The organism is uncultured Thermosynechococcus sp. (assembly GCF_938074695.1).
Lineage (GTDB): Bacteria > Cyanobacteriota > Cyanobacteriia > Thermosynechococcales > Thermosynechococcaceae > Thermosynechococcus.
The window spans coordinates 13,912-34,799 of the sequence record NZ_CALJEM010000026.1 but is presented as its reverse complement, the minus strand read 5'-3'; the positions used below and the strand labels follow the sequence as shown (position 1 = coordinate 34,799).

General features: G+C 55.0%; 20 protein-coding genes. 12 read left to right on the top strand and 8 right to left on the bottom strand.

The window, feature by feature from the left end:
- Positions 1-19 precede the first annotated feature (19 nt).
- Positions 20-1,306, bottom strand: coding sequence for a Fe-S cluster assembly protein SufD (gene sufD, locus Q0683_RS04455; protein ID WP_298611591.1), 1,287 nt, complete (start codon positions 1,304-1,306; stop codon positions 20-22).
- Positions 1,303-2,085, bottom strand: coding sequence for a Fe-S cluster assembly ATPase SufC (gene sufC, locus Q0683_RS04450; protein ID WP_298611594.1), 783 nt, complete (start codon positions 2,083-2,085; stop codon positions 1,303-1,305). The genes sufD and sufC overlap by 4 nt, the downstream gene beginning before the upstream one ends.
- A gap of 158 nt (positions 2,086-2,243) precedes the next feature.
- On the opposite strand from sufC, the gene Q0683_RS04445 reads away from it, so the two are divergent.
- A complete protein-coding gene (locus tag Q0683_RS04445; RefSeq protein ID WP_298616981.1) occupies positions 2,244-3,893 on the top strand; it encodes an aldehyde dehydrogenase family protein in 1,650 nt (549 codons plus the stop codon).
- Positions 3,894-3,895: 2 nt separating this feature from the next.
- On the opposite strand, the gene Q0683_RS04440 is transcribed toward Q0683_RS04445, so the two are convergent.
- From Q0683_RS04440 to crtR, 3 genes are read right to left on the bottom strand one after another with little or no spacing between them, the layout of a single operon-like run.
- Positions 3,896-5,134: an endo-1,4-beta-xylanase gene (locus Q0683_RS04440; RefSeq protein WP_298976478.1), complete on the bottom strand. Its 1,239-nt coding sequence runs from the start codon at positions 5,132-5,134 to the stop codon at positions 3,896-3,898.
- 44 nt (positions 5,135-5,178) lie between these two features.
- On the bottom strand, positions 5,179-6,138 hold the full coding sequence (locus Q0683_RS04435; protein WP_298976477.1) for an ABC transporter ATP-binding protein: 960 nt from the start codon (positions 6,136-6,138) through the stop codon (positions 5,179-5,181).
- Between the two features lie 14 nt (positions 6,139-6,152).
- Positions 6,153-7,040 (bottom strand): beta-carotene hydroxylase, encoded by an 888-nt coding sequence (crtR, locus tag Q0683_RS04430; RefSeq protein WP_298611606.1) that lies wholly within the window; start codon positions 7,038-7,040, stop codon positions 6,153-6,155.
- 150 nt (positions 7,041-7,190) lie between these two features.
- Here crtR and recN point away from each other — a divergent pair, with 150 nt between their 5' ends.
- The 8 genes from recN to Q0683_RS04390 all read left to right on the top strand — a co-directional run bounded on the left by recN (position 7,191) and on the right by Q0683_RS04390 (position 15,039).
- Positions 7,191-8,915 carry a DNA repair protein RecN gene (recN, locus tag Q0683_RS04425; RefSeq protein ID WP_298611609.1) on the top strand — a complete coding sequence of 575 codons (1,725 nt, stop codon included), beginning with the start codon at positions 7,191-7,193 and terminating at the stop codon, positions 8,913-8,915.
- Between the two features lie 102 nt (positions 8,916-9,017).
- Positions 9,018-9,344, top strand: a complete 327-nt coding sequence (locus Q0683_RS04420) for a resolvase (RefSeq protein ID WP_298976474.1) — start codon at positions 9,018-9,020, stop codon at positions 9,342-9,344.
- A gap of 41 nt (positions 9,345-9,385) precedes the next feature.
- Positions 9,386-10,654: a histidine--tRNA ligase gene (gene hisS / locus Q0683_RS04415; protein ID WP_298976472.1), complete on the top strand. Its 1,269-nt coding sequence runs from the start codon at positions 9,386-9,388 to the stop codon at positions 10,652-10,654.
- A complete protein-coding gene (locus tag Q0683_RS04410; RefSeq protein ID WP_298616978.1) occupies positions 10,651-11,346 on the top strand; it encodes a sirohydrochlorin chelatase in 696 nt (231 codons plus the stop codon). Before hisS ends, Q0683_RS04410 begins: the two co-directional genes overlap by 4 nt.
- Positions 11,343-12,362 (top strand): polysaccharide pyruvyl transferase CsaB, encoded by a 1,020-nt coding sequence (csaB, locus tag Q0683_RS04405; protein WP_298615601.1) that lies wholly within the window; start codon positions 11,343-11,345, stop codon positions 12,360-12,362. Before Q0683_RS04410 ends, csaB begins: the two co-directional genes overlap by 4 nt.
- 62 nt (positions 12,363-12,424) lie before the next feature.
- A complete protein-coding gene (locus tag Q0683_RS04400) occupies positions 12,425-12,982 on the top strand; it encodes a hypothetical protein (RefSeq protein ID WP_298615598.1) in 558 nt (185 codons plus the stop codon).
- Positions 12,983-13,124: 142 nt separating this feature from the next.
- On the top strand, positions 13,125-14,063 hold the full coding sequence (locus tag Q0683_RS04395) for a heme A synthase (RefSeq protein ID WP_298615596.1): 939 nt from the start codon (positions 13,125-13,127) through the stop codon (positions 14,061-14,063).
- 22 nt (positions 14,064-14,085) lie between these two features.
- Positions 14,086-15,039, top strand: coding sequence for a heme o synthase (locus Q0683_RS04390; RefSeq protein WP_298615593.1), 954 nt, complete (start codon positions 14,086-14,088; stop codon positions 15,037-15,039).
- Here the strand turns inward: Q0683_RS04390 and Q0683_RS04385 are convergent.
- Positions 15,036-15,926, bottom strand: coding sequence for an alpha/beta fold hydrolase (locus Q0683_RS04385; RefSeq protein WP_298615590.1), 891 nt, complete (start codon positions 15,924-15,926; stop codon positions 15,036-15,038). The two genes, Q0683_RS04390 and Q0683_RS04385, sit on opposite strands and share 4 nt — an antisense overlap.
- Before the next feature lie 68 nt (positions 15,927-15,994).
- Between Q0683_RS04385 and Q0683_RS04380 the strand changes: the two genes are divergently transcribed.
- On the top strand, positions 15,995-16,771 hold the full coding sequence (locus Q0683_RS04380) for an SDR family oxidoreductase (protein ID WP_298976468.1): 777 nt from the start codon (positions 15,995-15,997) through the stop codon (positions 16,769-16,771).
- Here Q0683_RS04380 and Q0683_RS04375 read toward each other — a convergent pair.
- Positions 16,739-18,145 (bottom strand): type II CAAX endopeptidase family protein, encoded by a 1,407-nt coding sequence (locus Q0683_RS04375; RefSeq protein WP_298976466.1) that lies wholly within the window; start codon positions 18,143-18,145, stop codon positions 16,739-16,741. The two genes, Q0683_RS04380 and Q0683_RS04375, sit on opposite strands and share 33 nt — an antisense overlap.
- Before the next feature lie 263 nt (positions 18,146-18,408).
- Here Q0683_RS04375 and Q0683_RS04370 point away from each other — a divergent pair, with 263 nt between their 5' ends.
- Both Q0683_RS04370 and Q0683_RS04365 read left to right on the top strand, forming a co-directional pair.
- Complete coding sequence (locus tag Q0683_RS04370; RefSeq protein ID WP_298976464.1) at positions 18,409-19,467, top strand: hypothetical protein; 1,059 nt, start codon at positions 18,409-18,411, stop codon at positions 19,465-19,467.
- Positions 19,468-19,567: 100 nt separating this feature from the next.
- Positions 19,568-20,080 carry an inorganic diphosphatase gene (locus Q0683_RS04365; RefSeq protein ID WP_298615609.1) on the top strand — a complete coding sequence of 171 codons (513 nt, stop codon included), beginning with the start codon at positions 19,568-19,570 and terminating at the stop codon, positions 20,078-20,080.
- Here Q0683_RS04365 and Q0683_RS04360 read toward each other — a convergent pair.
- The gene (locus Q0683_RS04360; RefSeq protein ID WP_298615582.1) at positions 20,077-20,844 is read right to left on the bottom strand and encodes an amino acid ABC transporter ATP-binding protein; all 768 of its coding nucleotides are present in this window, start codon (positions 20,842-20,844) and stop codon (positions 20,077-20,079) included. The two genes, Q0683_RS04365 and Q0683_RS04360, sit on opposite strands and share 4 nt — an antisense overlap.
- Positions 20,845-20,888 lie beyond the last annotated feature (44 nt).

Below are 20,888 nucleotides of genomic sequence, written 5' to 3'. Positions count from 1 at the left end.
GAGTGCTGCTGCGGCAGACTCAATGTAATTTGGCTAATAGTACTCCTTCTAACTCCTGTCGCAGAATCTGCGGCTCAATACCCGTTAGCTGCTCAAGGGCAAAGGCTTTGACAATGAGGGTCTTAGCTTCCTGCTCATCTAACCCGCGACTGCGGAGGTAAAACAGCTCATCGGCCGCCGGTTGACTAACGGTGGCACCGTGGGAGCACTTGACATTGTCGGCAACAATTTCCAGTTGCGGTTTGGTATCCACACGGGCTTTGTCGGAAAGCAGCAGCGTGCGACTGAGTTGCTTGGCATCTGTCAGTTGCGCCACTTGAGGCACAACTACGCGGCCATTAAAGATGCCGTGGGCGCGATCGCCAACGATGCACTTGTGAATTTGTTCACTCCTGCTGTGGGGCGCATTAAAGAACACTGCCGAGTGGGTGTCCATAATTTGACTGTCCCTGGCGATCGCCAGTCCCTTTAGGATTGTCTGGCTACCACTGCCGTAGATCTGCACCTGCCAATTGTGGCGGCTCAGGCATCCCCCCAAATCAATGGCGTGTCCTTCGTAGTGACTGTCTTGGGCTTGGCAAACTGTCGTACAGCCAATGTGAATCGCTGTGGGTGATTGGTGTTGAATCCGTACATGGCGCAGATGGGCACTGGTACCTAGGGAAAGTTCCGTGACACTATTGGTAAACTGTTGATCGCCCGTTAGAGACAAAAAGTGCTCAACCAGGGTAGTTTGGCCCTGGGCTGCCACTTCAATGGAAAGGCGCGGTGAAACAACACTCTGCTGCTGCCGACTACTGACAAAAAACACTTCCACAGGTTCAGCCAAGTGTCCCGTTAGGCGCAGACAAACCCGATCCGCCAGCATAGCGCTGTTGAGATCGCTAAAAATCTCCGCGGGGGCGATCGCTGGCATTGAAGGGGGCAATAACTCAACTCCAGTGGCATTCACGCGGGAAAGTTCCCCACAGAAATAGCCGTCAATCAGGACAATTTGGGCAACAGTGGGAAAACTGCGCTCACCCAACAGATGCCCTACTTCGGCAACAATTTCTGGATGGAGAGGGGCAATAGGAGCTTGGAACGAGCGCCTGCGCAAAGCCCCTAAATCCGTAAAGCGCCAGTCCTCATCGCGGGGGGTAGGTAACGTTTGCTCATGGAGGCGATCGCGGGCGGCTTGGCGTAAAGGTTCCAGCTCAGCGTGGCGCGGCGGCGGTGCTAAGGTCAACAGATCATTGAGTTCATTGGCGCGACTAGCTTTGGGCAGATCCGCTTGATCGGAATTGGCGTTGACCGTAATTGTCATGGTGTAGCAACCTCCTCTTCGCGCACCCAGTCATAGCCCCGCGCTTCCAGTTCCAACGCCAGTTCCTTCGTCCCGGTGAGGATAATCCGTCCCCCCTCCATAACGTGCACATAGTCGGGCACGATGTAATCCAGCAGCCGCTGATAGTGGGTAATCAGGAGAATACAGTTATCGGGGCGGCTCAATTGATTAACGCCATTGGCCACAATCCGCAGCGCATCAATATCCAAGCCAGAGTCCGTTTCATCGAGGATGGCAAGGGTTGGCTCCAAGAGTGCCATTTGCAGAATTTCGTTACGCTTTTTCTCACCGCCGGAGAAGCCCTCATTTACCCCGCGATTGAGGAAGCCCTCATCTAATTTCACCAGTTCAATTTTCTGCCGCACCAGATCATCAAAGTCAAAGGCATCCAGTTCATCGAGGCCTTGGTGCTGACGCTTGGCATTGTAGGCCACCCGCAAAAAGTCAAGATTGCTCACCCCTGGAATCTCAAGGGGGTATTGAAACGCCAAAAAGACACCTTCGCGCGCCCGCTCTTCAGGGGGCAATGCCAAGAGATTTTTGCCTTTGTAAAGTACTTCGCCACCCGTTACGGTGTAGTCGGGATGACCCGCGAGAATTTTGGAGAAGGTGCTTTTGCCGGAGCCATTGGGTCCCATGATGGCATGGATTTCTCCCGCGCGAATGGTCAAGTTCAGGCCTTTGAGAATGGGGGTGTCCTCTACACTGGCCGTCAGTTCTCGAACTTCTAAAATGACTTCGCTGTCGGGACGAATCACGCCTTACCTCCCTTGCATCGTTCATAATTTTTTAATGTAGCGCAGCGGGCTGGCGATCGCGATTGAGTTTCTTGGCAGAGGAGTATTGAGAGTAGCAGCACGCCCAGAACCGGCACCGCTGTCCCCCCGTGCTTACAGGAACAAAGCAACCAACTGCTATGACCCTTTCAACCGCAACGATTCCCGAACTCGAACGCCTCCATCGGCAGGCCAGCGATTGGCAGAATCTCTCTCCCCGTCAACGGATTCCCTACCTCGAACCCATCAAAGCCCTTGTCCGTCGCCACGCCGCAGAATGGGTGCACTTAGCCTGTCAAATCAAAGGCATTGATCCCCAAGGCGTTTGGGCCGGGGAAGAGTGGACAACAGGCCCTCTGGGACTCATTCTCCAGCTGGATCACTATCTCCATGCCCTCCGTCACGAGGCAGCCCCCCCAGTGCCCCGCTGGCGAACTACTCCCACCGGTCAGGCCATTGCTGAGATTCTGCCGCGCAATTGGCAAGAGCGCTTACTCTGGTTTGGAGTTAAAGCCGAAGTTTGGATCCAACCCAATCAACCCCCTAGCCAGGGGAATGCCTACCGGAACCCACCGCCACCGGGAGTTGCTGTGGTGCTAGGGGCCGGCAATATCACATCGTTGTGCTTGGCGGATGCCCTCTATCAACTGGTGGTGGCCAATCGCGTGGCACTGCTGAAGATGAATCCCCTCTTGGCTCCCTTGACGGCCTGTTTTCGCAAGATTTGTGCGCCTCTGATTGAAGCGGGGTTCCTTGAGATTGTTGAGGGAGATGCTGCGATGGGGGAAGCCCTCTGCCACCATCCGTTGACGCAGCACATTCACATCACCGGTTCCCACCATACCTACAATCGCCTTGTCTGGGGAGAAACAGCAGCTGAGCAGGCGATTCGCAAAGCCCGCCAACAGCGCAAACTGCTTAAGCCCATCACGGCGGAATTGGGCAATGTTACTCCCCTGTTAATGGTTCCTGGGGAATGGACAGAGGCAGAACTGAGGTACCAAGCCCGCCAGGTGGCCAGTGCCTTGGTGCATAACGCCAGCTTCAACTGCATTGGGGCGCAAATCCTTGTCACGGCTGCAGGATGGCCGCAGCGGGAGGCATTCCTGAATGCCCTCAAGGCACAACTGCAAGAGATTCCGCCCCGCCCTGCCTACTATCCGGGGGCGATCGCCCGTTACCGGTCTTTTGTGGCCGACTATCCCCAAGCCATCGTCCTCAGCCCTGCTGTGGAGGGCACGATCCCTTGGACGCTGATTCCAAGCCTCACCCCCACCGCCAATCCCCGCATTTTCCAAGAGGAGGTCTTTTGCGGTCTGTTGGCAGAGGTGACCCTGCCCGTAAACGATGCCGCGACCTATCTGGCCACGGCGGTGCCCTTTGTGAATGAGCGGCTCTGGGGAACCTTGGGGTGTAGCGTGATCATTGACCCGCGCACGGAGGCCGGCCATCCAGAGGTGCTGGAGCAGGCGATCGCCCAACTGCGCTACGGCTCTATTGCCATTAATGCCTGGGTTTCCTTGGCCTATGGGTTAGGCTGTACTCCTTGGGGGGCTTTTCCCGGCCATACACCGGCGGCCATCGGCTCTGGGGTGGGAGTAGTGCACAACAGTTTCCTGTTTGACTATCCGGCAAAGGCCGTGATTCGCGTTCCCTTCCAGTTAGGGGTGACCCCCCCTTGGTTCTATGGCCACCGCACCCTCCCCCAACTGGCCAAGGCGGTTATGGACATTTACACGGGTCGTCCCTTGGCGTGGCTTTCCCTCCTGCGAGCAGCGATGCAGGGCTAGGCTCACAGCCGCACGGTTACCGTTGTCCCCCCTGGGGGCAGTTCCAACTCTTGGGTGCGGGTTTGGCCTTGGGCAGTCACTGTCAAACGATAGCGCCCTAGGTAACCCCGTCCTTGCCATTGCCCCTGGGCATTCGTTTGGCCATTTGCCTTTGTCCACCACTCCTCAAAGAGGAGTTTGCGGTAGGCGATCGCTGCCGGCTTGGCGGAAAAGTCTTGGCGATAGAGTCCGGCTTGGGGGCGCCAATGGTTCCCCGCCCAAAAGCCCCAGAGCAAAATTCCCTTCACGGCGGGATGGGCAAAACCAATGCGGTAAATTTGGCGCAGGGTCTGTGCCTGCTGCTGCTCGTCGGCCAAACTTACACTCACTTCCGTGATTTTCAAGGGCAGATTGAACTGGGCAAGGGTGTCGAGGGCACGCTGCATTTTGGCCTCGTCCAAGGGAGATTCCAGATGGGCTTGAATGCCAATCCCGCCTAGGGGAACCCCTTGGGCCAAGAGACTGCGAATCTGCTCTACATAGTCGTTCAGGCGATCGCCCTCAATGATGCCGTAGTCATTGACATAGAGAATCGCGTCAGGATTCCCCTCACGGCACCATGCAAACATCTCCTTGACAATACCCTCACCAAGGCGACTGCGGAAAAAGTTGCCATGGAGCATTTCATTGTTGACATCAAATTCATTGATGCGACCGCGGTAGTGGCGACACACCGTAATGGCATGGTTTTTCACCGCTGCGCGCAATTGCTCTGGTGGCAGGGTTTTTAGCCAGGGGGGATTAAACTGCTCCACTTCCCAAAAGAGGGTATGGCCGCGCATTGGCCAGCCCTGGGCTTGCGCCCAACGATAGATGGTGTCAGCGAGGGTAAAGTCCAGCTTGCCCTGCTCTGGCTCCAACTCGTACCACTTGAGGGCATTTTCATGGACAGCCGCATTGAAGTTTTCCTGAGCTGTCTGCTTGTACCAAGGGGCAGCCGGCGGTGGACTGGGGCGAAACATCTGCGTATCGAGGGCAACGCCAAAGGGGAAGGCATGGCGCTGTTGCACCAGTTCGATGCGGGCATTGGGAATCGGGCGGCCTTGGGAGTTCTCGACCATGACCATGAGGGGCGCTTGGCGCAATTGCTCAATCTGTTGGCCGAGGGCATCGGTGGCGTTAGAAGAAAAAGAGGTGCCACAGGAAATCCCCAAAAGAGCCGCAAGGCAACTTAACCAGAGAAAACGGCGCCAGTTCAGCATGGATGATGACCTGTTGTGACGAGGACTTCAGAGGGATTGCGTCCCTAATGGGTCACTTGAATCCCCTGTTGGCGCAGTTGTTCCACAAAAAACTCTTCGAGGGTGGGGCGAGCAAGGCGCAGTTGTAGGACTTTGCCCCCCATTTCTTCAACCAAGGCTAGAAACCGGGGCAGGGGAATTTTGATCACCCCTTGCCAGCGATCGCCCTGAATTTCTAGGGAATAGAGCCATTCCTGAAGGCCATCCACATGACCTCCTTTGCCCACCACATGGTAAGCTTCGCTACTGCCGAGCAGTTCATCCACGCTGCCAGCACAAATTAATTGCCCTTGGGCCAAAATGCCAATGCGATCGCAAATGGCCTCCACGTCCGCCAGGACATGACTGTTGAAGAAGATGGTCTTGCCCTGCTGTTTTAGGGAAAGAATAATCTCACGAATTTGGTAGCGGCCAAGGGGATCGAGACCCGACATGGGTTCGTCCAAAAACACCACTTCAGGATCGTTAATCAGGGCTTGCGCCAAGCCGACCCGCTGCACCATTCCCTTAGAATAGCGGCACATTTGTTTTTTGCGGGCGTCCTTGAGGTTGAGGCCAACCATCTCCAAAAGCAGGGGAATACGTTCTCTGCGGGTAGCGGCACTGAGGCCAAAGAGTCCCGCCGTAAACTCTAGGAATTCCCAAGCTGTCAGATAGTCATAGAAGTAGGGGTTTTCCGGCAGGTAGCCAATCCGCTGCCGCACGGCGCGATCGCCCAAGGGATGCCCCAGCAGCGTGCCCTGACCGCCACTGGGTTTCACAAGCCCCAGGAGAATCTTGAGGAAGGTGGTCTTGCCTGCACCGTTGGGACCCAGCAGACCAAAAGTTTCCCCTTGGCGTACCTCTAGGGATACGGACTGCAAGGGGGTGAGCACGGTGCGCAGCCAGAAGCCGCTACGATAGGACTTTCGTAAATTCTCGACCGCCACCACGAGGGGGCGATCGCCCGCAGCCTCAGTTACCATAGGCGAGATTGACCTCAAGAAGAACGGGGGCGATGGAAGTGCAAGCCCACCAACGCATCGTAGAGAAAGGGCAAGAAATTCCCCGGTTCAAATATACCAAGGGTCTGCTTACAGCCGTGGGCATCCAACAGGGGTTTGGTGGCATAGTAGGCCGGCTGTAGTTTGTACCAGGGAATATTCGGCCAGAGATGATGGATCAGGTGATAGTTTTGGCCGAAAATCAAGATATTTAGAAGGCGACTGGGATAAACCCGCGCATTGTGCCAGCGATCGCGCTCTATGTGGGGGCGATGGGGAAAATAGTCAAAAAATAGACCCAGCATTAGACCCACGACCCCCGCCGGCAAAAACCAGTAGTTGAGCACGTAGTCTAAATAGCCATTGACCGCCGCCAAGGTGACAATCCCTGCCAGTGTTAGGCGACTGAGAAACCACTCTAGAAGTTCGTATTTTCGCCAAAGTCGCCGCTTAAAAAAGAAAACCTCATGGTAAAAGAAGCGAGGAGCAATCAGCCACAACGGCCCCCCTTTGGAAACGTAATGGTCAGGATCGTTTTCGGGATCATTGACATGGGCATGGTGCTGCATGTGGACGCGGGTAAAGACAGGGAAGACAAACCCTAACATCAGAGCACTGCCATGACCCATGATCGCATTCATAATCCGGTTACTGTGGGCAACATTGTGGGAGGCATCATGAATCACTGTGCCCATCAAGTGCAAGGCCAACATATTTGCCCCAAAGGAAATCCAGCCCGGCCAATGCCCTTGAAAGTGGCCCCAAGTGGAGAGAAGGGCGATCGCAAATGCCGCAAAAAACATCACCAGTGTGGGATTAAAGCCCAGCGGGGGACCTAAAAATTCCTTGGGAACCGTGGTCGGGATGGCTACCTCCGTGATCATCCGCGCGGTTGCTCCTCACATTGTTGCAAAATGTTACCTTCTACTATGTAGGCTAATCAGCGGTACAAAATCAAGTCGCACGATCCTAAAAGTGGGTTGCAGCTCTTTTCCCAAGGATTGCCCTAGAACTGTTGCTCTCGTGGAGCCACAATGCTACAAACGCTGCGGATTCAGAATTTTGCCCTCATTGCAGAGCTAGAGGTGACCTTTCAGCGGGGCTTGAATGTCCTCACAGGGGAAACAGGGACAGGCAAGTCTATTCTCCTTGATGCGATTGATGCCCTTCTGGGGGGCAAGCTCTCGGCACGGCAGTTGCGATCGGGGACAGAGCAGGGCTGTATTGAGGCCATTTTCACCATTACCCCCCCGGTCAGAGAGTGGCTGTCCATCCTAGAAATTGATGCTGAAGGCGATGAATTAATCTGCACCCGCGAGTTTAGCCTTAGGGGAGAGACCTTTCGCAGTCGCAGTCGAGTCAACGGTGTGCTGGTGAATCGCCAACAACTTCAGGAACTGCGGCAACACCTTGTGCGCCTTACTGCCCAGGGACAGGCGGTGCAACTGGCCAGTGCTGCCCAACAGCGGGATTGGCTCGATCGCTATGGTGGCGAGGCCTTAATAGCTCAGCGGCAGCGGGTGGCAGCAGCCTATCGTGCTTGGCAGGCGCGGCAGCGAGAATGGCAAGACTTTGCTGCTCAAGAACAGCAGCGCCTCCAACGCCTGGACTTGCTGCGCCTTCAACTCCAAGAACTGCTGCCTGCTGCTCTAAACGATCCTGAGGAACTGACCCAGTTGCAACAGGACTATCAACGCCTCAGCCATGTGCAGGAACTGCAAGCTCAAAGTCAGCGGGCCTATCACCTTCTCTACGAAGGGGAACCCAGTGTGGTGACCCTGCTAGCGCAAGCCCAAGGGGCATTGCAAGCGATTGCCGACTGGGATGCAGAGCTTCAGCCCATTGGCGAATTGTTGGAGGGGGCGATCGCCCACACGACGGAAGCCGCCCGCCAACTGCGCAGCTATGCTGATCGCCTTGACGCCGATCCGGCCACCCTGGAAGCCCTAGGTCAGCGGATTCACCAACTTCAACGGTTGTGCCGCAAGTATGGCCCTGATTTGGCCAGTGTCATTGCCTATCGCGATCGCAGCCAAGCAGAATTAGCAGCCCTGAGTCAAGAATCCACAAGCCAAGAGTCTTTAGAAGCAGAAGTTACCCAACTGCGACAGGCCCTTGAAGCAGCCAGCGCCCAACTCCGCCAGCTGCGGCAACAGGCAGCCGAGCAGCTACAGCAAGACCTATTAGTGCACCTCAAACCCCTTGGCCTTCCCCAAGCCCGGTTTGCGGTTCAGCTCACACCCACGGAGGTGACTAGCGCCGGTGCCGACGAGATTACCTTTCTCTGGAGCGCCAACCCCGGCCAGCCCCTGCAACCCCTTGGGGAGATTGCCTCTGGCGGTGAAATGAGTCGCTTTTTACTGGCGCTGGAGACCTGTCTGACGACCCAACAAACACCAAAGACATTGATTTTTGATGAAATTGATGCGGGCGTCTCTGGACGAGTGGCGGCGGCAATTGCCGAGAGCTTATGCCGCTTGGGTCAAACCCATCAAGTGTTGTGCGTTACCCATCAATCCTTAATTGCAGCAGCAGCTGATCACCACTATCTGGTGCACAAGGATATTGATTCAACCACCTCAACAACGACAATCGCTGTACACTACTTAACCGATGAGGCACGTATCCAAGCTCTTGCGGATTTGGCGGGGGGCGATCGCTCCACTGTGGCACTCTCTTTTGCGAGTGGTTTGTTGGCGCAGCAACATCGCCCCTCTTCCACTACCCTAGACTCAGAAGAAGTAACAATGAAAACTTAACAGAGTCATTTCTGCGTTATCTAGAGTAAATTTGATAGCCCCATTACCCTTTGGTCATGCTCAATGCAGTATTCTGCCCACTGGGGGGAGGAGGATGAGCTAATGACCATTGATCAGGTACAGCAAATTCTCCGCCGCTCCCGTGCCTCCATCTACCGCTACGTTAATACCAGTAAAGACACCCTCAATCCCCCCTTTGATCCCCAACGCCTCAACCCAGAGCATCGCAAAACTCGCCGCGAACCGCTGCTGTTTCACCCCAACGAAGTGGCGCGCTTTGCCCGCGATGTCATGGGCATTACCACGCTCCATGTGGAATTGAAAACCATTCCCCCCAATCCCACCACCGACCTCCTGAGGGAGATTTTAGAGGAATTAAGGCACATGCGCGAGATTCTGGAGCGAGTGGAGAAGTTACTGGGGAGCTAGGCAGGTATAATACGTCTGTTTCATTTGCTCACTCCTGCCCCATGGGTTTGCAAGCACCCCGAGGAACGCGCGACATTTTGCCCGCCGAGCGGGTCTATTGGCAGTACTTGGAAACCACTGCTCGCCAGATTCTGGATCGCGCCGCCTACCGCGAAATTTGCACCCCCATTTTTGAGTACACGTCTCTTTTTGAGCGGGGGATTGGGGAAGCCACCGATATTGTCAGCAAGGAAATGTACACCTTTAGCGATCGCGCTCAGCGGTCGTTAACCCTGCGCCCCGAAGGCACAGCAGGGGTGGTTCGCGCCTATATCGAGCATGGCCTCCATAGCCAAGGGGGCGTGCAACGCCTGTGGTACCTAGGCCCGATGTTTCGCTATGAGCGCCCCCAAGCAGGTCGCTATCGCCAGTTTCACCAGTTGGGGGTAGAAGTGCTCGGGAGTGCTGATCCCCGCGCCGATGCGGAGGTGATTGCCGTGGCCCTAGAGATCCTGCAGGCTTTGGGACTAAAAGAGTTAACCCTCATGCTCAACTCTGTGGGCGATCGCGAAGATCGCAGGGCGTACCGCCAAGCCCTCGTGGATTACCTCACGCCCTACACAGCCGACTTAGACCCCGATTCCCAAGACCGGCTGCACCGCAACCCGCTGCGCATTCTCGATAGCAAAGACCCGCGCACCCAAGCCATTGTCAAGGAAGCCCCTCGTCTATTGGACTATCTCAGTCCGCAATCCCGCCACCATTTTGAGCAGGTGCAATCCCTTCTGCAAGATCTCGGCATTCGCTACCAGATTAACCCTGCCCTGGTGCGGGGTCTGGATTACTATACCCACACTGCCTTTGAATTTCAGGACTTAAGCTTGGGCAATGAGGGAACGGTCTGTGGGGGGGGTCGCTACGATCACCTGGTGGAGGAGTTAGGGGGACCTGCCACCCCTGCCATTGGCTGGGCCATGGGACTAGAACGGTTGATTTTACTCCTGCGGGAGCGCCCCTTACCGCCACGGGCGGAACCCTATTTCTATATGGTGACGCGCGGCGAAGCCGCCGAACGGCAGGGGCTGATTTTAGCCCAGCAGTTGCGCCGTCAAGGGTACACCGTAGAAGTGGATCTTAGCGGCAGCGCCTTTGCTAAGCAGGTGAAACGTGCCGATCGCGTCGGTGCCACGGTGTGTCTGGTCATTGGCGAGAGTGAAGCTACGGAGCGCACCGTACAGGTGAAGTGGTTGGCCTCCGGCGAGCAAGTCTTAGTCCCGCAGCAGGAACTCTTGGGCGAGAACTGGCGATCGCGCTTCTTTGCTTCGGCATGACGGCCTACTTCCTCATTAGCCACGGCAGTCCTGACCCGGTGCCGCAGCAGGCACTGGCATTTCTCTGCCAGCAATTGGCCGGCCTAGGTAAGGTGGGATGGGGCACCCTAGAAGGGGCACCGCTGCCTGAGCAGATTCGCCAGTTTAGTCAGCAGGCACAGTGTCAGGGGGCGGAGCGACTGGTGATCCTGCCCCTCTTTTTGTTGCCGGGCAACCATGTGGTGGTGGATCTGCCGCCGGCGATCGCAGCAGCCAACGCTGTGCTTCCCATCGAATTGCTTCCTTTTTTGGGGGGACAGCCCCTCTTTCAGGCGTGGTTACAATTGGCGATCGCCCATGAATCCGCCCACATTCTCCTTGGCCACGGCAGTCGTCGGCCTGAGGTTCTCCCTTGGTTTGAGGCGCTGTGTCAGACCTGTGGGGTGCTGCCAGCACTGCTGACGCAAGCAACAAGTTTAGATCAGGCCATTGAGGCGCGGATAGCTGAAGGCCACACCAGTAGCAAAATTTATGGCTACTTTCTCTTTGGCGGGAAAACCGTCAACCAAGTGCACCAGCAAGTGGCAAGGCTGCAAGTTAGGTATCCCCATCACTCCATTTCTTGGGTGCCCGCCATTCAGCCCACCCGCGCCTTGATCAACGTGCTGCAACAGATTCTACAAGCGGTGCCGCTGGTGGAGCCTGTGGGATGACTCAAGTCTTTCTCTGTGGCTACTACGGCTATGGCAATGCCGGGGATGAAGCCCTCTTGGCGACGCTCTTGGAACAGTTGCCGCCCCACGTTTCGCCCGTGGTTCTCAGCGGCAATGCGGCAGCCACGGCAGCCCGCTATGGCGTTGCCACCTGCGATCGCCGCCGGTGGCGCAAGGTACTGCGCACCCTCCAACAGAGCCAAGCCTTTATTTGGGGCGGCGGCAGCCTCATTCAGGATGTAACCAGTTGGCGGAGTCCCCTCTACTACTTGGGCTTAATGACCCTTGCACAGCGGTTTGGCTGTCGCACGATTGCTTGGGCACAGGGGATTGGACCGCTGCGATCGCCAGTCTATCGGGGGTGGACACGGGCAGTTCTCCGCCGCTGTCTGGCCGTCACGGTGCGGGATTCCGGATCAGCCGCCCTCCTGCGGCAGTGGGGGATTCCCCATCAACAGGGAGCTGATCCCGTGTGGCTGCTGTCGGCGCGTCCTGTTGCGCCCCCTCAGGAAAAGAGGGCGATTGCAGTTTGCTTGCGTCCCCATCGGCACCTGACGGGCGATCGCTGGCAGTTGTTGAAAATGGCCTTGCGTCAGTGGCAGCAAGAAACAGGTGTGCCGCTTTTGCTGTTGCCCTTTCAACCTCAACAGGATTTGCCCTTGGCTGAGGATCTCTATGGGGCATTGGTTCCTGAGCAGACGCAACTCGTGTCCTGTGAAGATCCCCGCGAGATGAAGGGACTCCTGGCGACAACGGCAGGGGCGATCGCCATGCGCCTGCATGCCTTGATTATGGCGGCCAGTGTTGGCTGTCGCTGCTTTGCCCTCAGCTACGATCCCAAGGTGAGTTACTTAATGGCCGATACGGGTATGGCCGGCGTTGAACTGGAGGCATTACCCCCTGACCCCACTGCCTTGGTTCAGCAATGGCAGCAGACATTTTCAGCCCCCCTGCCCGACTATCAACCCTACCTGCGGTCGGCGGCGGTTCACCGGGCAGTGCTGAATCTGCTCTAGGCCAGCCCACCAGCAAGGATAGGATAAGATTAACTCGATGCGTCGTTTTGTTGCGGCCCCCCATGAACGAATTCTATCGCCGCTATCCCACCGGCAGCATTGTTAGCGATTTATTGCAAATTCATGACGGTCTCTTCATTGTCAAAACGACCCTCTTAGTGGGGGACACCGTTCTAGCTACGGGGATGGCCGCTGCCCCGACCCTAGAACAGGCGGAAGATAGCGCCCGCCAGCGCGCCCTGCAACTTTTGGGAATTCACCTGCCTGTGCAAACGGAAGCAGAACTGATTCCCCGCCCCCCTGCAGCCCTAGAGGCGGCCCCTTGGTCAGAGGCCAGCAATACCGAGCTGCTCCTAGAACCCACCACCCCTCCCAGCCCCCGCCGTAGTAAGTCAGCGAGCGAGAAGCCGCCCACCAAGCGCGAGCCTGTGGATCTGGCGGATGAAATTGCCCAAACCACCGCGGAAATGAAACGCTTGGGATGGACAGAAGCCCAAGGCCGTGCCTGTTTACTCGAACGCTATGGTAAGCGATCGCGCCAGCAACTCACCGATGAAGAACTCTTGGATTTTCTCCACTTTTTGCGCAGCCAACCCAGTGCCAGCGAGCCATCGTTTTAGATAGCCCACCTCAGCAAAAAATTGCAAGAAAAGTTTATACTCTAGCGAAAACTTAAAGAAAAGCTATAGATTTTCACCCTGGCCGTGATCCCCCCTTTAGCTTCTTTACCATGAAGGAGTTGTTGCTGTCGAGGAAACATCTGTGCTGGGTCCTTTTGATGTTCCACCCTTGACCCTAGGCAGTGATCCCAGTGTCCGTCGCCAGTGGATTTTTCGCCTCGTTCTGCTGATGACGGTCTTTACCCTCTTTTTGATGGCGGTGGGCAGTGCCACACGGGTAATGGATGCCGGTTTAGCCTGTCCCGATTGGCCCCTCTGCTTTGGCACGCTGGTGCCGCAAATGGATCTGCAGATCTTTCTAGAGTGGTTTCACCGTCTGCTGGCCACGAGTTTAGGCCTGCTGGCGATCGCCTTTGCAGGATTAAGCGTGGCTTGGCGACAAGCGTTGTCTCCTTGGGTACCCTACGCTGCTGGGGCGGCACTGTGCCTTGTGATTGTGCAGGGGATTCTCGGCGGACTCACGGTGACTGAGTTGCTGCGCTTTGAAATTGTCACCGCTCACCTTGGTACAGGCTTGCTCTTCTTTTGTCTTTTAACGGCAATCACCGTTGGCTTGGCTCCCTTTAGTGGCACGGGTAGCGCCCGTTGGTTGCGGATTGTCGTACAGATCGCCGCTATATGTGTCTATGGCCAAAGCTTGTTGGGCGGCTTGGTGTCGTCGCAGTGGGCAGTACATCAGTGCCTCTATGGCGATCGCCTGTGTGGAGTGCTCAATAGCCATCTAATAGGCGTTGTCCCGGCCACCCTGAGCGTCCTCAGCGTTGTGATTGTGGCGTGGCGCAGCCCAGCTTTGGCTCCCCTGTTGCGGCAATTGAGTTTCTTGCTCCTGCCGCTGGTGGGTCTGCAAGTGGCTCTGGGGTGGAGCACTTTACAACTGAAGCTACAAGTCCCAGCACTCACCGTTGCCCATCAAGTGATTGGCGCCACCCTCTTGGGGTTGCTGGTTGCCATTTCCGCATTGGCGTGGCGCGATTGCTTACAGCAGGCCTTGCGATCGCCAACCCGCTTCCCTGAAGCATAGGTTTTGAAATCTTGAGGCTCCCATGACATTCCTAGCCAGACTTTCCTCCTCAACGGGAGATCTTTCAACAAAATTACTGGACTATGTCCAACTCACCAAACCTCGGTTAATTCTCCTCTTTTTGATTACGACTGCGGCGGCCATGGAAGTTGCAAGCCAAGGTCGGGTGGCTCCCCAACTGCTCCTGATTACCCTTGTCAGTGGTGCCTGTGCGGCGGCAGCAGCGAATACGATTAACTGTCTCTATGACCGCGACATTGATGCCATCATGGAGCGGACGCGCCATCGCCCTTTGCCGGCAGGTCGAGTTACTCCTTGGGAAGCCGGGTTTCTGGCAGTGCTCTTGGCAACAACGGCCTTTAGTCTTTTGGCGGTGTTTGCCAATCTTCTAAGTGCCTGCCTTGCCATGGTGGGAATTGCGGTTTATGTGGGGGTTTATACCCACTGGCTGAAGCGCTTGTCGCCGCAAAATATCGTTATTGGCGGTGCTGCCGGGGCGATTCCCCCTCTGGTGGGCTGGGCAGCAGTCACAGGAGAACTGAGTTGGGCAGCTTGGGTGCTGTTTGCCATTATCTTTATCTGGACGCCGCCCCATTTTTGGCCGTTGGCAATGCTGATTCAAGAGGACTATGCCCGCGTGGGAGTGCCGATGCTGCCAGTGGTGGATGGCGATCGCGTGACGGCACAGCAAATTTTCCGCTACACCTTGGCGCTGGTACCCACCAGCCTGTTGTTGGTTTACCCCTGTGGTGTGGTGGGTTGGATCTATGGTGGGGTGGCGATCGCCCTAGGCAGTTGGTTTATTTACCGCGCATGGCAGTTAACCCAGACTCCAGAGGACAAAGAACAGGCACGTAATCTCTTTAAGTTCTCGATTCTCTACCTGATGCTGCTGTGTGCCGCCATGGTGGGCGATCGCATTTTATTGCCCCACTTGCCCGAAAGTCTCGATCTCCTTGCTTGCCTCTTGAGTTAAGCTTGCGCCAACTGCTGCAACCATTCAATTAAAATTGGGTTCACCAACTCCGGGCGATCGTCGTGGGGACAGTGACCTGTATTCGGTAACCGTTCAATGCGAATTGGTAGCCGATCTTGATGGGCTTCAAAGTGCTTTGCCCCTGAAATCGGTGTCCAGGGATCCACCTCCCCCCAGAGCACGAGAATCGGCACTTGGATTTCTGGAAGCAAATCCACAATTTTTGGTCCGGGCGGGGCTGAAATCACGCGGGCAAACACTTCCTTGGCGCCGGCATCCATAGCCGGGCGATGCAGCAGTTCTACCAATTCATCGGTAATGGCCTCGGGATTGGCATAGACCTGCGTCAGGGTTTGACGAATGCGCTCGGGTTGTCGAATCTGATGAAAAATCAAATGGCCGATGACGGGAGAGGCCACCAAGGTGCGAAAAATGGCCGTAAAGAGGCTCTGCGCCCAATTCAATTCATTGGGACGGTGGTTCAGTCCCCCGGCACAGTTGAGGACACTCACAGCGCGACAGGTGTGGCCATAGCGAGCGGCCATCATCAGGCACAGCAGACCGCCAATGGAGTTGCCCACCCAAACTACGGGTTCACCAATATGGGCTTGCCAAAAGTCTGCCAGGAGTTCTGCCCACAAATCCAAGCTGTAGGTTAAATCCGGCTTTGCCGAAGCACCAAATCCCAGCAAATCAAGGGCATAGACACGGTAACCGGCGGCGGTAAGGGCAGGGATATTTTTGCGCCAGTGACCAATCGAGGCGCCAAAGCCGTGCACCAAAACGACGGGAGCACCACTGCCATTGACGCTGTAGCAGATGCGATGGCCGCGCCACATCCACTCTGCGGTGGGAAAAGCTGCGGTGGCTGAGAGCGTGGAGGTCATGCTGCCTCTTCCCTAATCGAGTATGTATTACTTTTAAGATAGCGATCTTTACTTTTCGTAACAATTTTATGACCACTGCACTGATCACGGGGGCAACGGGGGGATTGGGGCAAGCCTTTGCCCAAGCGTTGGCCGATCGCCAGCATCATCTCATCCTTACGGGTCGTTCCCTCGACGCCCTAGAGGCGCTCAAGGCTCGCCTTAGCCAACAGGTACCGGTCGTGTGTATCCCCCAAGACTTAAGTGAACCCGGTGCTGCTGTCCAGCTCTATGGGCAGATTCAAGCCTTGGGGCTAAGCGTAGATATGCTGATTAACAACGCCGGTTTTGGGGACTATGGGGCTTTTGGGGAGCGCGATCGCCAGCAATTAACCGACATGCTCCAAGTGAACATCACGGCACTGGTAGAACTCACCCATCTGGTGCTCCAAGAAATGCGCCCGCGGCGCCAGGGCACGATCATTAACGTTAGCTCCATTGCCGCTTTTCAGCCGCTGCCCTATCTTGCCGTCTATGCCGCCAGCAAAGCCTTTGTGCGCCACTTTAGCGAAGCGCTCTGGGCAGAGGTTAAACCCCTAGGAATTCGTGTCCTGGCCGTCTGCCCTGGGCCTACGGCTACGCAATTCTTTGAGCGCGCCGATATGCTCCGCAATCCGGCCCTCATTGCCCAGCAGGATACCCCCGCACAGGTAGTTGCCGAAACCCTTGCCGCTTTGCCAACCGATGTGGCCACGATCATTCCCGGTCAGCCTGCCAATCGCTTCCTTGCCTTTGCCAGTCGGCTGGTGCCGCGTCAGTGGTTGGTGCAGCAGTTAGAACCCCGCTTCCGTCCCCCCGCTCAATAGGAGCAAGCCCAAAAAGGAGCCACTGTTCCAGAGGCTGTGGAGCACCATGGCGGCACCGAGGTTTTGCGATCGCCAGTAGATGTAACTCAGCACTGTCCCCAGAACCGTCAGGGGCAACAGGTCGGCTAGGTTGAGATGGGCGATCGCAAACAGCAGCCCCGTTAAACCCATGGCCATTCCCAAGGGCAGATAGGATTGCACCGAACGAAAGAAGAACCCCCGAAAGAGAATCTCCTCAAAGAAGGGAGCCATCACTGCCACCATGACGTAGAGCAGGGCAAACGTGGTGTAATCGCGGCTTTGCAAAATGATCTCTAGCAGCGGATTGCCGCCCCCTTGGTTTTTCAGCAGTGCTTGACTAATCAATGAACTCAAGAGCACAAGCGGCAGGGCAGCCAGATAGCCACTAACACCCCAACGCAGGGCACCCCCTACTCCCCCCTGCCAGCGTAACCAATCCGAAGGGCGCTTACCAAAGGAACGCAGAAAGTACCAGAGCCAGCTCAATCCGGCCAAGGTCATCAGGGCGTAAGTCAGCAAGGCATAGAGGGTTTGTGCCATGGCAGAGCGCAGCGGCAACGCCATACCGATGAAGGAGCGCACCAAGGGCATGAGCACTAAACTAATGGCAAAAAAGAGGGCAAACCAGATCACCATGCCTGCCCAAAGGGTTTCCCAACCCCAAGGCACTGCCGTGAGTGGAGGTAGCGGCTGCTCCTGTGGGCGGCGCCGCAGATGCTGATAGATCCAGACAATCCAAAGAACAATGCCAATTAAACTGCCTAGGAGAGGGGTGGTACCAATGAGGACAAGGCGATAGAAGGCGGCTTGGGCGCGGTTTTGGACTGCGGTGGTCAAGGCAGTAAGGGCATCGGGTCGCTGTTGCAGTTCATACAGGCGTTTAAGGGCGCGATCGCGAAACCAGCCCTGAAGAGCATTTTTAATCAATGTTTCAGCATCGGGCAGCAATTGGGGCGGATCTGCCCATAACCCCATCAGCACCTCCGCGGTACTGTGGGTTGCCCCTTGCGCCTCGTTGATCAGGTGTTGCCAGGTGTCAAAGGCGCGATCGCGCTGGCCGGCATCGGCATAGAGGAGTCCTAATTCAAGACGCAGCCGTTGGTTTTGGGGCGTGGGAGTGGCCAGTACCTGTTCGTAGGCTTCAATGGCGCTTTGCACATTCCCTATCAGGCGATCGCGGGTGGCCACATCCCCTAACTCCTGCCATTCGTGGGCTTGTAGCGACAAATTGGTTTGTAAGAGGTTAATTTGCCCTTGGGTTTGGGGTTCGAGGTAACTCCCAACCAACGACACCGTAATCAGGGCAGCCACTACCACACTGAGGGCAGCAAGCACCAACCGTTTGAGAGACATAGGGCAAAGCTGACAAAGGACTTCCCAAAACCTTAGCGGAAAGCGACCTAATAGATCAATCGAGTGATCCTCCTTTTGTGTCATTTTAGACACGGAGCTGTATTTCAGTTTAATGCCATGAGTAACAATGACTCCAAAGTATCCTTGGCAATTGCTTGCGTCTCTTTTGTATTCCTTTTTTCTCTTCCCTCCACAGCATTGGTGCAAAAATATTTTGGCTTAATTGGTATTTTGAGTTATCTCACTATTATACAGTGACCTTGGTGTCCCTTCTCAAACTCAGATCTCAAATTTTCTCTTTTGTTTCTAAGTTTTACTTTGCTATTCTTATCTGTGTGATTGGTTTTGGGATTGCTTGCTTTTGGATTCTCTATCCGATAGAAAACGAAGGTCTTCTTGGAATTGGTAGCGATCGCGATGAAGCATTGAATATTGCTTTTGGGGAGTTGATGCAAGGACGATACCCCTATTTTGCAAACACTCACTTAGGTGGAAAGATAACACCTCTACCCGGAGCTATACTAATCGCTTCACCATTTATCTTACTGGGTAACAGCGCCTATCAAAATCTATTTTGGCTAGGGGTATTTATTGTTTTGACAACCATATACTTAGAAAGTTATGTATCAGCTATTATAATGCTCATATTCTTGTCGGTTTTATCACCGGCATTTCAGTACGAGTATATTTCAGGTGGCGATTTGATTGCAAATAGTATCTATGTTTTAACAGCAATTTTTCTACAAATGAAAGCTTTACCCTCTGCGTCACTTTCTGCAAAAATTAGCACGAGTCTTTTTACAGGAATTGCCCTAGCTTCGCGCAGTAATTTTCTAACACTACTACCATTGATATTCATTCTTTTCTGGCGCGCTAGTGGCCGAAGACTAGCAGTCACTCTGACTTACTTATCTGTTTCTGTACTGACATTTATATCTATTGTAATGCCATTTTATCTTGTTTTGCCCAATTCATTTCCGCCTTTTTTTGCTGGTAATAAATTAAATGAGCTGAATGCTTCCCTGCCATTTGTCAGCACTGGAATTATTCTCTTGACATTACTTGTATCTCTTTTCCTATCACTTCACTTAGTCAAGGTGCCTACGGCAAATTTACTACGTTCTTTCATGATCTGCTGTGCAGCGGTTCAGACTCTGCCAATGGTGTGTGGTGTGCTTCTGATGAGTATTCTTAACCAGCAGCTAGACTTCCGTTTCCTATCCCATCGCTATGGCCTTCTGTTCCTTTTCTTTGCCCTTTGGGGGCTATGGCCGGTGTTACTTGCGCAAAATCCTTCCAAGGGAAGTGCTCCGTCTGCATAGCTCCGACGGCCTTAGGAGTAGCCTCTCTATCGGATCCTTGCCTCAGGGTCCGCAAGTCGGTTAAATGGAGACTTGTTGCGTGGACATCGTTACTATGGGTATTGATCTAAGCCGTATTCCTGCCCAACCTAAGCCGGGTATTGTCAATGTGCTGGTGGAAATTGCGGGGGGCAGCCGCAATAAATATGAGTTTAATAAGGAAATGAATGTCTTTGCCCTCGATCGCGTCCTCTATTCAGCGGTGACCTATCCCTATGATTATGGGTTTATTCCCAATACGTTGGCGGAGGATGGCGATCCCCTCGACGGTTTAGTGATCATGGATGAGCCGACATTTCCGGGGTGTGTGATTCCTGCCCGCCCCATTGGCTTACTGGAGATGATTGACAGTGGCGATCGCGACGAGAAAATTCTCTGTGTGCCTGCTGATGATCCTCGCTATGCTGAGGTGAAATCCCTTAAGGACATTGCGCCCCACCGCCTTGAAGAAATTGCCGAGTTCTTCCGCACCTACAAAAATCTGGAAAAAAAAGTGACTGAAATTCTCGGCTGGCAGGATGTGGATGCCGTGCAGGCCCTTGTGGAAAAATGCATCAAGGCCTACAAGGGTTAGTGCCTAACCAGCACACGCTCTAAAAAAACGCGGGTTCGCTCCTGTTTTGGACGACGAAACAGTTCTTGGGGCGACCCTTCCTCAATAATTTGGCCATCGGCAAGAAACACGACGCGGCAAGAGACTTCACGGGCAAACTGCATCTCGTGGGTGACCACCACCATGGTCATGGCTTCTTCAGCCAGTTGTCGCATCACAGCGAGGACATCCCCCACCAGTTCCGGATCAAGGGCAGAGGTGGGTTCGTCAAAGAGGAGAATCTCCGGCTGCATGGCCAAGGCGCGGGCGATCGCCACCCGCTGTTGTTGTCCCCCGGAGAGTTGCCGAGGATAGGCATCCCGTTTGTCCAGCAAACCCACTTTCGCCAATAAACGTTCGGCCATTTCGATAGCCACACGGCGGGGGAGTTTGCGCACAAGGATGGGGGCTTCAATAATGTTTTGCAGAACCGTCATGTGGGGAAAGAGGTTAAAGCTCTGAAAGACCATGCCCACTTGACGGCGAATTCTTCTCAGTTGCTGAGGGGTTGGTGTCGGCGGCAGGTAATGGCCGAGAATGAAAATCTCTCCCGATTGGTACGTCTCCAATCCATTCAAGCAGCGGAGTAAGGTGCTTTTGCCGGAACCACTGGGGCCAATGAGGGCGACCACCTCTTGTTTAGCAACCGTGAAGTTAATGTCCTTGAGGACATGGCGATCGCCAAAATATTTATTGAGGTGGCGTGTTTGGATCACGATTTCTGGGGCTGCCCCACGCTGAGTCATCGCTGCTTCCTAAAAACCGCTATGCTGACTAAACAGATTCTCCC